A 14,715-nucleotide genomic window follows, 5' to 3' on the forward strand; every position below is an offset into this window, starting at 1 on the left:
TGTTTTTTTATTTTAAATTCCTGATTTATAAACCTGTTTAAAGTATGCTCTACTCAAATCTTTTGGGATTTTAGAGAAAATTAGGTTTTTGTAGGCATTGGTACAAGAGAATGTGAGACTGTCGAGAGAATAGACAAAGACGTTTTCAATGGCATTTTTCAGAGATTGGTCGCCTTTTTTGTACAACTCATTCATCTTAACAAGTGACTTCAACAAAATCTTAACGTCGCCTTTGTTAATAAGATTTTTGATATGTTTTGTAAAAACGTTGATGACCATAAAAGAGTTCTTGGTTTTATAAACTTCCTGAAATTCATCTTTAGATTCCGGTGCTACTTTTATAATCTCTTGGATTGCTTCTGTGTGATTCATTTTATTTTGATTTGAATCATTAATGCCAAAAGATATTCCTTTAAAAAAGCATTAACTCCAACCAATTGCAAATCAAAAATTTATAATTTAATTTGTTTTTTTTCACATCGGAAAACATAGCAAAATGATAGGCTTTTTTATCAAAATGATAGAAGGAAAATAAAAATCTAATGTTACGTCGTTTGACCTAATTCATCTAAGACAAGCCTTTCAATTCTTTATTTTTATTAAAAAGAAATTCCAAAAAAAATAGATTTTAAAACTAGCTTTTTGAAATGCTGTAAAAGGCAATCTGAGTTTCGAAAAACATATAAAATAATAAATCTGCTTTACAGATTAAATTAATGTACTTTTGATTTGCCTAAATTTAACCAAACACACAACTGAAAACTATTCTCTGATGAATATTAAAGTATACTTATTTTTCATCTTCTTTTTGACCCAATCCTTACTTGCTCAAAATGCAGAGCCTACGGGTAATACGGTAGAAACAAAAGCTATCGACAGACAATTAAATGAGATTGCTGAAAAAAGCAAAACTTTTGTTGACCCTAAGTACGAAAATACATTACTAAAATTGAAGTCTGATTCTAAAAAAACAGATTATGACTGGGGAATATTGCGAAGTGGTAATTATCTTACATCTATTTACCTTGGGATAGGTGAAGATCAGAAAACCGTAGACCTTGCTAATGAACTTAAAAAGGTTGCAAAAAATAAAAAAGATCTTTATGGTCATATATCGAGTATCTACAGAAGAAGTGCTTTAGCATTGGGATATTTAGGTCTGAGCGATGAAAGCTACAAAGATTTTGAAAAAGCGATTGAGTATGCAAAGCAAGTAGAAAATCATGATAAAAAAATGCAGCTATTATCTTTTGCTTATGAGAACATCAATGTTTATTATGAAACCAGAGGAAAAGAGCAGGCGGCAAATGATTCTATGTTTATAAATTTCAAAAGAAGCCTTGAGATGGCAAAAAACATCAGTGATAAAAGTGATGTGATAAGTCCTGAGCAAAAATATGACCTGATTGCTTATATGAATATGAAATTAGGGCTTTTTTACCTGGAACATGAATTGATTAAGGATTATTTGAAATTGGCTGAAAAATACCTTTTAGATGCGCAAAAATATATGAAAATAAAAAGTACGATATTGATCCTGCCAATAAAGCTCAGACATTAAACAATCTGAGTAGATTATATATTACAAAAAAAGAATACCATAAGGCGATAGAATGCGCTGAACGTGCTTTAAATTATGAAAAGCAACACAGCTATCCAATGCTTAGAAAAAATTCTTATGAATTTCTCCTTCAGGCTTATTTAGAAATTAATGATACCGAAAAGTCAAAATTTTACAGAGATAAATACAAGGATCTTAATGACAGTATTGACTATGTACAAAGAAATGCAACCAATTCAACGATGAAAGAAATGGTAGCTAAAGTGGATACAAAACACGAAGAAAAATCAAAAAAGCAATGGATTATCACAGGAATTCTTGCATTACTTACGGGAATAATTACAGCTGTTGTATGGAGAAGAAGAAATAAAATACTCCGTAAGAATTACGAGCAAATCATTGAAAAGCTAAAGGATGATTCTCCTTCTACCGCTTCTGAAACTGTTTCTGATGATATAAATAATATCTACATAGACGAAAATGAGTTGCTTACTGGTGAAGAAATAGAGAGTAAGTCTGTAAGCAGAACTATAATCTCTAAAGAAACTGAAGCAAGAATTCTTAAACGATTGGAAGCATTTGAAAAATCTGAGAAGTTTCTGAAAAAAGATTATACCTCCAGCATTCTTTCTATTCAGTCAAATACAAACACAAAATACCTTTCTGAGATTATACGCACTCACAAGTCTCAAAATTTCAGCAACTACATCAACGAATTAAGAATTAATTACATTATACAAAAACTCTACAACGAAACCAAATACAGAGAATACAAAATCAGTTACTTAGCCGAAGAATGCGGTTACTCTTCATCACAGGTCTTTGTATTGGCATTCAAGAAATTTGCTGGTGTCACACCATCTTATTTCATACAAAGTCTTAAAGAAGATCTTGACAATAAGCTATAATTCATTGGTTTAAATTTTTCTTAATCATAATTCCAGATTATTTTGCTTTTAGTAAGTAGGATAATCTGGAATTTTATTTTTTTGATACTTTAAATCAATATTTAAAGTAGAATATTCTCATAGTTTTTGCCTAAAAGCTTTTCTTAGCAGACTTCATCAAATTTCTATTTCCAAATGAAATGCCTTACGGAATAATCTTCTTGAATTCTTATATCTGAAGTTCTGCAGGTTTACTTTGATGCTTCGTTTTCTGACTTTCATCACCCTCACAAAACATCCTACTTTCCACCTTGAATTGGAATTATTATAGATTAATCCTGACGAAGGCAGTGTTGTTTTTAGCTTACTAAATTTTATCTACTTCACGAATCTATTGATGATTTGTCAAGAATTAACCTATACAAGAACTAATTTATAGAAAAAATCTTTGCCTAGAATACACATGAGACACATGATAATTTCAGAATTGCAAAAAATAAAAACAGGGTACAAAACCACATAACAATATATAAAAGATTGATTTTCATATATGTAAAATTGTAAAACCAAAAATTTATAATGGAATGATTTCAGTAATTATGAATTAGTTTTGTTTTTTCATCAACAATATCACTGTATTATTGTCACACATTTATTAGAAAATATTCCCCTCTTTCTATTTAAATTATCAACTAAAAACTAATAAAATCATTTGTGATGAAAAAAGACAAGAACTCAGTTTTCTTCAAAATGAGACCCTTTGGTTTCATTAGAAAACTGGGTTTTATTTTTTCCCTGTTATTAGTTTTATTCTCCACTCAACTCTATGCGGTTTGTGACCCAAAAGATGCAGTATCGGAAGCTTATGTTGATGACCAAAATCCTGAAAATCCTCCTGTAGTTGTTTCTGAAAACGGAATTTTACATGTTTCTAATGGTGCCCTTGTGTACGGAATGGAAAACATTGAATACAAGAATGACACCAACAGTTCTCCAAAAAAATCAAAAACAGCTGGAAACAGTGTATTACACACCAAAGCAAAGCAAAAAAACATAGTTAAAAAGACTGTTGATGTAGCAGAAAATAAAACTCTGAAAAAAGAAGTTCCTGTAAATATCACTTCTCATCACCCTAAAAACGCTTTCGAATCATCTAAGCATAATAGTACAGTTGCTACTACAAACAGCAATCATTCTTTTAAAGCCATTACCATACATTATCATTGCCTGATTTTCTCAGCACAGTTCTGCGAAATAAAGGCCGTCAAATACCAATTTTCTTTTACGCCGAAAACTATGTACTCCCATAGTTTCACTCGTCCCCCTCCATTCATGATATAATCTAAAAACAGGAATAAACATCTCATGTGAAATTCTTGTAATATTCAGAATCAGTTAAGAAATAATAGGTCGGAAAACTTGAAAAACAGTTTTTGCGGTATATCTGTTTGATGAGTCTCTACTGTTCGGGGTAGGGAGATCACCAATCAACACACGAAGCAATGCACATTTCATAAAATCCGGAACATAGACTCTGGATAGATAAAAGCAAACAAGTAAAAAAAATTTTAAACCTAATGATATGATGAAAAATCTCCTAGTATTATTACTATTTTTCACGGGAAATCTGCTGGTTTTCTCGCAGTCCTGCTCGGTCAACGCCGGAGGTAACACAACCATATGTGGTACGTCTTACACACTGCAGGGATCCACAACAGGTACTCCAACTGGCACCCCGACTTGGACAATCGTGTCTAAGCCTCCCGGTGCAACAGATCCTGTATTTAACAATACCAATACCCTGACACCTACTGTCAGCCAAATGAACTCTTCCGGGAACTACGTTTTTCAGGTAACGCAAAACTGTACCCCATCCGGAACTGCAACTTCACAGGTAACGATTACATCTACCGGTGCTACAACTGGCTTTACAGCAGGACCAGATATTACAGATATACCTGCAACTACAGGTGTAGCCACTCTTAATGCTACCATACCCGATGGATACAGCCCTTCATGGAGGTTTTATAACATCTATGATTTTGAAACCTTCGGACAGATGAATCCTACCAATGCTACACTTAGCAGTAATACAACGGCAAGTACTACATTAACGCTTACCAGCAAGGCAAATCATACCATAGATCCTGCTTACCGTGTTATTGTAAGAATCACTTCTAATGTAAACTCGAGTTGTTGGTATGAAGATGATGCAATCGTTAGGTTTATTCCTAATCCTAACATGCTTTGGAATCCTATAGCAACTACATGTGTGTCTCCACCCGTTGGTGGCAGTACATTTTATTATGATCCTACTAATGCTTCACCCAAATTGGCAACTACAACTGCCAACTCATCGGGAAATCCTGCTTTTGGTACAACAGTTACAATGACACCTGTAAGCCAGCCGCCTGGAGGAAATATTCAGTATTCCCGTATAGCGAATGGTAGACTTTATTTTACAGGAATTACAGCTACCGGCGATTATGTATTCGATCTTACCATTTCAAATAGCACAGGAAGTTTTACTAACAGACTTACTTATAGATTTAATGGTTTCCAGCCAAGTGCTTTAACGTTCTTAGACCCTGCTCATCCTAACCAGACAGAGGTGTATAGTGCTGGAAATACAGGAGGGGCAGTATATTGTGGTATGGTAAATTCTACGGCACCCATTACTTTTTATTATAAAATTAATGCAGCAGATCCGCCGACAATTTCTGATGTCATAACAAACGGAACAGCAGTGCCACCGGGAGGGTCACCCACATTTGTACAGAGTGGTGCGGGAACTGCCAACAGAAGTGTAACCCTTACACCACCATCGGGAGGGTGGAGAGCGGCCACTTATAAAGTTGCTGTTACGCTTACCTCAGCCGGAGGTTGTACAAGACAACATATTTTTTATGCTCATATATCAGATGGAGCACGCCCTGCTGTGAATGTAAACAACATTACGATATGTTATCCTGGTTCTGGAGTGGTAGCGGCAACAGTGCCATTACCGGCATCTTATATAGCGCCGGCATCGAATCCAACTTATCTTCAGGAGTATGGCGGACGTTATGATTTTACTTTGCTTGCAAGTCCTGCAGGGGCAGCGACTCCTGTTTATGAGGTTCAAGCTAACAGATCACTTACCAGTGCATCTACAGTCATCAGCAATCTTAACAGAGCAGGAGAATATGTCTTCAGAATAAGAGCTGTGGGTAGCGGTTCCGGAAAAATATTAACCGATGAATATGCCTGCTCAGGAACTTCACTTGAAGATACCTTCTCTATTTTTGTTACAGCACAAGTAGGTGCCAATGCAGGGTCAGATCAAAATATCGTTACGGCAAGCACCACTACAGCTACGCTTAACGGAAACAATGCAGGAACTTCTACCGGCACATGGTCTTTGGTATCAAAACCGGCAGGTGCACCAGATCCTGTAATCGTAAGTCCATCAGTGCCTAACACCAATGTTACAGGGCTCAATAACGTAGGGGCTTATACTTTCAGATGGACGGTTGCTACCGGAACTTGTACAAGTTCTGATGATGTTACCGTAAATGTAAATGCAGCATCACCTGCAGGTGTTCAGAATGGAATATCATATTGGTACCGTGCAGATAGAAATGCAACAAATACAGGCGATGGTACAGATCTTACTGCATGGGTTGATCAGTGGTCTGGAACTACAGTTTCACAAGTAGGCGGAAATAATCTTCCTAAGTACAAGCAAGGTGCAGTAGACTATTTCAACTTTAACGCGGGAGCTAATTTTACAGCCATAAACCAAACCATAGGAACGCTTGGCGTACAGACCATTTTCAATGCGAATAACGACCTGTTTATGGTGACCAAAGAAGGCATGACAAATCCAGGCAGCGGTAACCCCCATTTATTCAGTATAGGTATGAATAACGTTAATACTTCTATTGATAACTGGGATTATTTAGGTATTTGGCCAACAGGGAATGTTGAAAGAAGGATTTATAACGGATCAACTACTTTTCCAAATGTTGCGCCTGGTTTCAGTACAACCATACCAAGTATTATGTACTATAACTTCCTGAACCAACCATTCAGCAGAGGATTAAACGGTGCTGCAAACGGAAGTACTTATAATAGTAACGGAGCAATGGGAATTCCTTTGGGAGGACACATTTTTGGTTCTACTCAATGGACAGGAAGTGGAAGTGACAATGGTGGTTTCATAGGTCATATTGCTGAAACCATTATTTATGGTTCAGGAAACATTACCCCAGCTGAAAGAAGAAGAGTAGACTCTTATCTTGCCATTAAGTATGGTATCACGATGGGACGTGTAGATACAGACCATTATCTGGGTGCTGATGCCGGAATAGTATGGAACGGTGCTGCCAATACAGCTTACAACAATAATATCTTTGGTGTGGCAAGAGAAGACATCGGCGTTTTCCATCAAAAAGTATCAAAAAGCGTGAACGACGGAACGATACTTACCGTGGCAACAATTAATGATTTTGTTAATCCTAACCTTGCACCAGCACGTACAGGATTGGCTAATGACAAAACGTATTTCTTATTGGGAGATAACAATGTTACTTCAAATACGCTTACTACCATGAATGTGAATAGTGTTGCAATGCAGCGCATTCAGAGAACATGGTTGTCTCAACGTACCAATACCGCAGGAGCATTGTACTTTGAAGCAGATCTGTCAACTTACGGAGGCTCATTTGCAAATGGCGGTAATGTAGAAATGATCATTGCAGATGATGCTGCATTCACGACCAATGCAATACGGGTTACAGGTACTTTTACGAGTGGAAAATGGGTTTTCACTAATAATTTTAACCCAGACAACACCCAAAGGTATATTACTTTTGCGAGAACTGTAACCAGCAATTGTGTTACTGGAGACTGTAACCCAAATACTTTTGTAAATACTTTAAACCCTAATACCATAGAGTATGATAATATGGTTTCAGGTTTTCACGCTACTATCATAAAAGAAAGTAATGGCGTATTTAAAACATGGGGAGAGTATAGTGCAAACAGTGGCAACGGACACAATCTTTCTCCTACAGAAATAAGCCCAACAACTGGTTATAACTATATTGGTACTCCGCTTAAAGCTACAATGGGTAGTAATTCTGAAGGATCACATCAATCTGCTCTTTTAACCACAGATGGTTTATATGTATGGGGGGTAGCAAATGTTTTAATTAGTAATACTATTAAAAACACCAGACCTTTTGAAAAAATCACTATAGGTGTTGGCAACACAAATGGATTACCTACAGGTGTAGCCCCTGCTGATGTAAAAATGATGTTTGGTTCTCACGGAACTTTAGCGATTACTACTTGTATCGGCGATGCTTACGTGTTGTCTTTCAATGGAACTAAAAATGGTGACGGTACGCCCCAAAATGCAGCCAATAATGTCATCTGGCATAAAGTAAAAACAGCGGAAACAGGAAATCCAGACCTTGTCGATGTAGTTGCCTTACGTGGTACATCCAATGCTATGTTTGCATTAACTTCTAGCGGGAAGCTCTATACCTGGGGTACAAGTACATACATCAACAGCGGTGCTGCTGCTGCAAGACCTTATGCAACGGAAGTAACAGTACCTGCGGGTGTAACGCCTAAAATGATAGGAATGACTCAAACTACTAGTGCTGCTGCACAAACCTATTATCTTTTGGCAACCGATGGGAAGCTTTACGCTATGGGGAATAACGCCAGCCGACAGTTAGGAGATGGTACTACCACCGCTAGTAATACATGGAAAGAAGTTACGGCTACTTCCACTGTTTCAGGCACTACCTATACCTTAGGAGGGAATATTGCCTGGATTTCGCCAAACGAACATAACGGTACAAATTCAGGGCAGGCTACTATAAGTATTCTTACTACTGATAAAAAGCAATGGTCTTGGGGATCTAATGACGATAATATGATTGGCGGAACTGTAACACCTTCTCAGAACCCTACTTATATGTCAGGAAATAGTCTAAATGCTAATGGGCTGGCACTTACAGATAAGGTAATTGCTGTAGAAACAGGTGGACATACCACCATTAATGTGAAAGAAGGTTCAAGTGAATTTGGGTATGTAGGGCATAGAAAATTCGGAAGTATGGGAAGTGGTAATAGTGCAGAAGCTAATGTTACTACGTATACTTATAGTACCGCAGTTGTGACAATATGTGCTGCAGTGGCAGGTCCTGCTGTACAAGATTTAACAATCTGTAACGGTACAACAGCCAATCTTAACGATGCCAACTTAACTACGCCACCAAGTGATGTAGAATGGCATGCAACAAATGATGCTAGCAGCCCTGTAATGACAAATGTCACTGCGGTATCACCGGGTACCTACTATGCATTTTTCACTGTAGCATCAGGAAGACCAAGAACGGTAAGCTCTGCAGCTACAGTAACAGGAGTAGTTTGTTGTACAACAGGAGACTGTAACCCAAATACCTATGTAAACAGTGTAGATCCTAATACCATAGAGTATGATAATATGGTATCGATGTTCCACTCTACTATTATTAAAGAAAGTACTGGAGGTTTTAAAGTTTGGGGAGAAGAAACTGATCCTAACGGAACAGGTAATTTACTATCTCCTACAGCAATAACCCCGGCAAATGGCTTTAACTATACCGGAACACCATTAAAAGCAACAGGAGGATCAGGGAATTCTGGTGAAAATTATCATCAACACGCTTTATTAACTACTGATGGTCTCTATGTTTGGGGAACACCTAACTACTTAATAAGTTCATCGATTAAAGGCACCAGTGCATTTGGTAAAATCACGGTAAATGGTAAAACAGACGGTTTGCCTGCAGGTGTAATCCCTGGTCAGGTTAAGATGATGTTTGGATCTTATGGAACATTAGCAATTACAACATGTAGTGGTGAGGCTTGGGTACTCTCTATGACAGGTGCCAAAAATGGTGACGGTACAGCCCAAGATGCAACCAATAATGTGATCTGGCACCGAGTGAAAACATCGGCAGCAGGAAATCCAAATCTTGATAATGTAGTTGCCATGCGTGGTACATTTAATGCTTTGTTTGCTTTAACTTCCACCGGTGGTCTCTATACTTGGGGTACAGGTACCTATGTTAATAGCGGAGCCGCTACCAACAGAACCTATGCAACACCAGTATCTCTACCAGCTGTAGGAGGAGTTACTCCTAAGATGATTGGAATGACAAGGGGATTACCATCAGGATCACAATCCTATTATTTGTTAGCTACTGATGGAAGACTCTTTTCTATGGGGGAAAATAACAGCAGACAATTGGGAAATGGGACTACCACAGTCAGTACGACTTGGATACAGCCACAAAAACCGGCAAGTCAAGGACAAGGTACAGGTGCATTAACAAATATTGCGTGGATATCACCTGGTGAACATTCTGATTATGCATCAGGTATTGGTGCTATTAATGTATTGACAAACGATCGTAAGCAATGGGCTTGGGGGGTCAATGATTTTTCTATGCTTGGTGGAAGCGCAGCAGCTAGTATTAATCCAACCTATATGCCGGGTAGCAGCACAAATGCTAACGGAATGCAATTGACTGACGAGATCATTGCTGTAGAAACAGGTGGTCACACCTCGATGAACGTCAAAAAGAGCGATAACAGATTTGGTTATGTAGGACATTATATTAATGGAAGTATTGGGAATGGTACCAACACAGATAGTGCAGTTTCTACTTATACCTATAATACAGCTGTAATTGCGTTATGTGGTGCAGAGACTACATCTTTCTGCTACAAACCGGGTGTTTTAACAGGTACTGCACAAGATACCAAAGCAGGAATTACTGCATTGAGCAGAGCAGGATCAGATAATACAGACAACTGGCCAATGGCAAGAAAAGGTGCGTGGACTGTTTTGGAATCTAAAGAAAAAGGATTCGTTATCAACAGAGTAGCTACTACAGCCGGTTTAAGTTTAATCACCAATCCTATCGAAGGAATGGCGGTGTATGATCAGGAAGCGGCTTGTCTGAAAATCTATACCATCAAGGATGGAGAAACCACTGCCAACTGGCATTGTTTAAATACTCAGGCTTGTCCGGATTAATTAGAATATAGTATTGAAGAATAAAGAGGTGAGACACCCTCACCTCTTTTACTTCTTCTTTCATTTAAAAATCAAAACAATGAAAAAATTAACAATAATAGCTTTAGGACTTCTTTCGATACCGGCATTTTCACAGATTGCCATCGGAAAAAGTGCAGTAACTGCAGGCTCTAATGTTTCTCTGGAATTTTATGATAATGCAGATAATACCAAAGGAATTGTAGTACCCTGGACGACTACTGTTGCCAATAATCCTGTTGCTTACAACGCAACAACAGGTGCAGGGTACAGAGGAATGCAGGGAACAGTTGTAGACGGAACCTTTATCTTTGACCTTTCTGATAAAAAGCTGAAATACAGAAAATCGGGCGCATGGACAGACCTTACGGGAAGCCCTACTTTCCCATTGACCGTAAAAGACGGTTCTAATAATGATGTCATTTTTACGCAGTTCAACGCCATTAACTCCGCCTTGCAGGATAATGTAAAGGAAACCGATAATGCTAAAACTGCCATCGGCACAAGCGCTGCTACAGACACCACCAATGGAATATTGGTATTAACCGATACCAACAAAGCAATGGTACTGCCTAAAGTGGCAAGCCCGCATCTCAACATCATCAATCCGGCTCCCGGAATGATGGCGTACGATACCGTGAAAAAACAGCTTGCCGTTTACAACGGTACAGTCTGGAGTTTCTGGAAACCATAAAAATAAAAATCTCCCCTATTTCCCCTCTTCCGGAGGGGAATCTTAGGGAAGTATGAAAGAGCTTTACAGGCATGTTTAGCATTAATGAAAAAAATTATCAACAATTAAAAACACATACTTATGCCAATTTTACACAAGATCAAAGCTTATCTTTACGATAACGTTCTTACAAAAGACAATCCCAACGATTTTATTGCCCGCACCGTAAGCGAGCGCTCCTTAAATGTAAAGCAGATTTGCGAATCTGCTGCTAACCGTGGTGGCGCAGATGTATCTGCAGCGGCTATGGAACATGCTGCAGCGCTTTTCCTTAAAGAAATGGCTTATCAGCTTTGTGATGGCTACTCCATTAATACCGGATATTTTACTGCCGGAACACAGATTCGTGGAGTATTCGACAGCTCTGCTGAAAGCTTTAACAGTGAAAAGCACAGCATTCTTTTTCAATTTAACCAAGGTGAAAAGCTGAGAGCAGAAATCCCGAATATTGAAATTAATATCCTTGGGGTAGCAGACACTTCATCAGCCATATTACAGGTAAAAGATGTGAAAAGTGGCACTGTGAACGATACTCTTACTCCCGCAAGAAACCTTAAAATAAGCGGAAATAAAATAAAAGTAGCCGGCGAAAATACCGCCAACGGCATCTTCTTCTTAAATACAGTAACCAACGAGCGTACTCCTGTGGACACAAGTGATTTGGTGATTAATAATCCATCGGAAGTTATCGTCGTTATCCCGGATCTACCGGCAGGATCTTATCATCTGGAAATCGTAACGCAGTACACCGGAAACTCTGTTTTTCTAAAAGAGCCCCGAACTGCCCTACTGGATAAAATTTTAACTGTGGTATAACGCATAAGCAGGTATTGGCAACCCCAACACGATGCTGTTGGTTTTTTTTATATACCCCTGTTGGGAACCATAATACGAGGCTATTGATGAATACAATATAAGGAATATAAAAGCTTAAAGATTATTATTTAAATCTGAAAAATCTGAAAGCCTGAAAACACAATAAATGATAAAAATAATGATCAAAAAGAATCTCAATGATTGATTTTAAGAATATCCATATCGGTCAATTGCTTGAAGAACGGGTGAAAGAATCCGGTATTGGTATACACCGCATCTGCAGTTTTTTAAAATGTACAGAAAACGAAATAAGGCAAATGTACACCTCAGAAAGTATTGAAACTTCTACTCTTCTACGGTGGAGTAAATTACTGGAGTATGATTTCTTCCGAATTTATTCACAGCATCTGCTTTTATTTTCTTCGGTGCATGGAGAAAAACGGCAGATGGGAAGTTTGAAAAAAGCAGACCCTTCAGCTTTGCCTCAATTCAGAAAAAACATATATACCAAAGAAATCATAGAGTTTATTCTGGATGCTCTAAAGTCTGGTGAAAAAACAAAAAAACAGATTATAGATGACTACAGAATACCTAAAACCACTTTATACAAATGGATAAATAAGTATAATAATGAAAGGAAATAAAAATTCAGCACAAAAAGATGTAAAGCTTTCGGGAAGAACAAGAGCGGAAATCATATCATTATTAGGAGACGATTATGTAACAGATGCTAATGGGAACATGATCTACTCAATAACAATCTTCCTTTTTTATAAAAAGAAAACATTCATAGGATTTAACGAAAATGATATTGCTGATGTTGTTTTCACGATATGACAATCAATATTTTTCATTGATTATCAATAGCTTTTAAGAGTTTAAAAACACATATACGGTTATGAAAAGTATAAAACCCAATTACCAAAGAATATTTGAAGATATTATTGCTAAAAGATGCCCGGAAAGAAAAAATGAGTTTAGCTCTCTTCTACAAAAAGAAGATCTATCCATCATGAATGTAATCGAACTCAACGACAAAATCTTTGGTTTAAAAGATAGAGATACACTCTCTTTTGATCAAAAACACAGGTCTTATGATGAGCAAACTATTCTTCATATACTTCGGTATCAAACGAAAGAAAAGCTGAATAATATTACGCTTGCCAATCATTTTAACCTGAGCAGAAATACGGTAACCAAATGGAAAAGGCTCTACCATATTTCATAAAATAGTTTACATTTTTCCATATTAAAAGTTATGGTGCAATGAACAAAAAACCGTCCTCAATGGGACGGTTTTTATATTTTAATTCTTTCAAAATATTCCTTAGAATAATTCTTTTCTGATAATGTTCTGACTTCTTTCAGGACCTACAGAAACCAAATAAACATTGATTCCCAGATACTTTTCGATGAACTCGATGTATTTCTGAGCCGTGTCCGGAAGTTCATCGTAGCTTCTTACTTTCGTCAGATCTTCGTTCCAACCTGGTAAATCCTGATAAATTGGTTCGTAGTTGTATAACTTTTCAGTTGAAGAAGTAAAATAATCGATGATTTTTCCGTCTTCAGTTTTATAATGGGTTACGATTTTCAGATTTTCAATTCCTGTAAGAACGTCTAATTTAGTGATGACCAAATTGTTGATCCCATTGATCATACAAGCGTGCTTCAAAGAAACAAGGTCTAACCAACCTGTTCTTCTCGGTCTACCTGTAGTCGCTCCGAACTCACCACCAATCTGTCTGATGCTTTCACCCAATTCATTGTCCAGTTCAGAAGGGAAAGGTCCGTTTCCTACTCTTGTGCAATATGCTTTGGCAACACCGATCAAATTCTGAAGTGAAGTTGGCGGAACACCGGCTCCTGTACAAACTCCTCCCGTTGACGGAGAAGATGAAGTTACGTACGGATACGTTCCAAAGTCAATATCCAACATCAACGCCTGAGCGCCTTCAAACAAAACGTTTTTACCGTCTCTGATGGCTTCGTTCAGTTCCAATTCAGTATCAACGATTCTGTCCTGAAGCTGTTTTCCGATTTCCAGATATTCGTTGTAGATTTCTTCAACGTCTAAAGTTGGTTTGTCGTAATATTTTTCGAAAAGAGAATTCTTAATTTTTAAGTTTTTCTCGATTTTGTCTCTCAAAATCTCAGGATTCAGAAGGTCGATCATTCTGATTCCCACTCTTGCGATTTTATCTTCGTAGCAAGGTCCGATTCCTTTTTTGGTCGTTCCGATCTGCGTTCCTCCGTGCTCTTCCTCACGGTAAGTATCCAAAAGAATGTGGTAAGGCATGATCACATGCGCTCTTCTGCTGATGAAAATGTGATCTGTCTTTAAGCCTTTGCTCTCAATCTGATTCACCTCCTTAATGAAAGATTTAGGATTTACCACTACACCATTGGCAATGATACACTTCCCTTTGCACTGAAGAACTCCCGATGGAAGAAGGTGCAAAACGAATTTCTCTTCACCCACATAAACCGTGTGACCAGCGTTGTCGCCCCCTTGGAAACGTACAACGTAATCTGATTTTGCAGATAAAACATCCGTGATTTTTCCTTTACCTTCATCTCCATACTGAAGACCTACAACTACGTAAGTTGACATATT

11 protein-coding genes are annotated in these 14,715 nt (G+C 37.7%); 9 read left to right on the plus strand and 2 right to left on the minus strand.

Annotated features, from left to right (window positions below; all coding sequences use genetic code 11):
- Window positions 1–12: 12 nt before the first annotated feature.
- Window positions 13–372 carry a DUF7674 family protein gene (locus AC2A1G_RS12195; RefSeq protein WP_484047188.1) on the minus strand — a complete coding sequence of 120 codons (360 nt, stop codon included), beginning with the start codon at window positions 370–372 and terminating at the stop codon, window positions 13–15.
- Between the two features lie 400 nt (window positions 373–772).
- Here AC2A1G_RS12195 and AC2A1G_RS12200 point away from each other — a divergent pair, with 400 nt between their 5' ends.
- The 9 genes from AC2A1G_RS12200 (at window position 773) to AC2A1G_RS12240 (ending at window position 13,326) form a co-directional block, all read left to right on the plus strand.
- Window positions 773–1,561 carry a hypothetical protein gene (locus AC2A1G_RS12200; protein ID WP_484047189.1) on the plus strand — a complete coding sequence of 263 codons (789 nt, stop codon included), beginning with the start codon at window positions 773–775 and terminating at the stop codon, window positions 1,559–1,561.
- Window positions 1,562–1,659: 98 nt separating this feature from the next.
- Window positions 1,660–2,469 carry a helix-turn-helix domain-containing protein gene (locus tag AC2A1G_RS12205; protein ID WP_484047190.1) on the plus strand — a complete coding sequence of 270 codons (810 nt, stop codon included), beginning with the start codon at window positions 1,660–1,662 and terminating at the stop codon, window positions 2,467–2,469.
- Between the two features lie 696 nt (window positions 2,470–3,165).
- On the plus strand, window positions 3,166–3,789 hold the full coding sequence (locus AC2A1G_RS12210; RefSeq protein WP_484047191.1) for a hypothetical protein: 624 nt from the start codon (window positions 3,166–3,168) through the stop codon (window positions 3,787–3,789).
- Between the two features lie 244 nt (window positions 3,790–4,033).
- The gene (locus tag AC2A1G_RS12215) at window positions 4,034–10,531 is read left to right on the plus strand and encodes a DUF8202 domain-containing protein (RefSeq protein ID WP_484047192.1); all 6,498 of its coding nucleotides are present in this window, start codon (window positions 4,034–4,036) and stop codon (window positions 10,529–10,531) included.
- Window positions 10,532–10,610: 79 nt separating this feature from the next.
- Window positions 10,611–11,243: a hypothetical protein gene (locus AC2A1G_RS12220; protein ID WP_484047193.1), complete on the plus strand. Its 633-nt coding sequence runs from the start codon at window positions 10,611–10,613 to the stop codon at window positions 11,241–11,243.
- A 120-nt stretch (window positions 11,244–11,363) separates the two neighbouring features.
- Window positions 11,364–12,098 (plus strand): DNA-binding domain-containing protein, encoded by a 735-nt coding sequence (locus AC2A1G_RS12225; protein WP_484047194.1) that lies wholly within the window; start codon window positions 11,364–11,366, stop codon window positions 12,096–12,098.
- A 197-nt stretch (window positions 12,099–12,295) separates the two neighbouring features.
- The gene (locus AC2A1G_RS12230) at window positions 12,296–12,742 is read left to right on the plus strand and encodes a transposase (protein ID WP_484047195.1); all 447 of its coding nucleotides are present in this window, start codon (window positions 12,296–12,298) and stop codon (window positions 12,740–12,742) included.
- The gene (locus AC2A1G_RS12235; RefSeq protein ID WP_484047196.1) at window positions 12,729–12,935 is read left to right on the plus strand and encodes a hypothetical protein; all 207 of its coding nucleotides are present in this window, start codon (window positions 12,729–12,731) and stop codon (window positions 12,933–12,935) included. The genes AC2A1G_RS12230 and AC2A1G_RS12235 overlap by 14 nt, the downstream gene beginning before the upstream one ends.
- Before the next feature lie 61 nt (window positions 12,936–12,996).
- Window positions 12,997–13,326 (plus strand): helix-turn-helix domain-containing protein, encoded by a 330-nt coding sequence (locus AC2A1G_RS12240; protein ID WP_484047197.1) that lies wholly within the window; start codon window positions 12,997–12,999, stop codon window positions 13,324–13,326.
- A 99-nt stretch (window positions 13,327–13,425) separates the two neighbouring features.
- On the opposite strand, the gene AC2A1G_RS12245 is transcribed toward AC2A1G_RS12240, so the two are convergent.
- On the minus strand, window positions 13,426–14,712 hold the full coding sequence (locus tag AC2A1G_RS12245; protein ID WP_484047198.1) for an adenylosuccinate synthase: 1,287 nt from the start codon (window positions 14,710–14,712) through the stop codon (window positions 13,426–13,428).
- Window positions 14,713–14,715: the final 3 nt, after the last annotated feature.

It is taken from the genome of Chryseobacterium sp. HNCC26DJ240 (genome assembly GCF_057180485.1).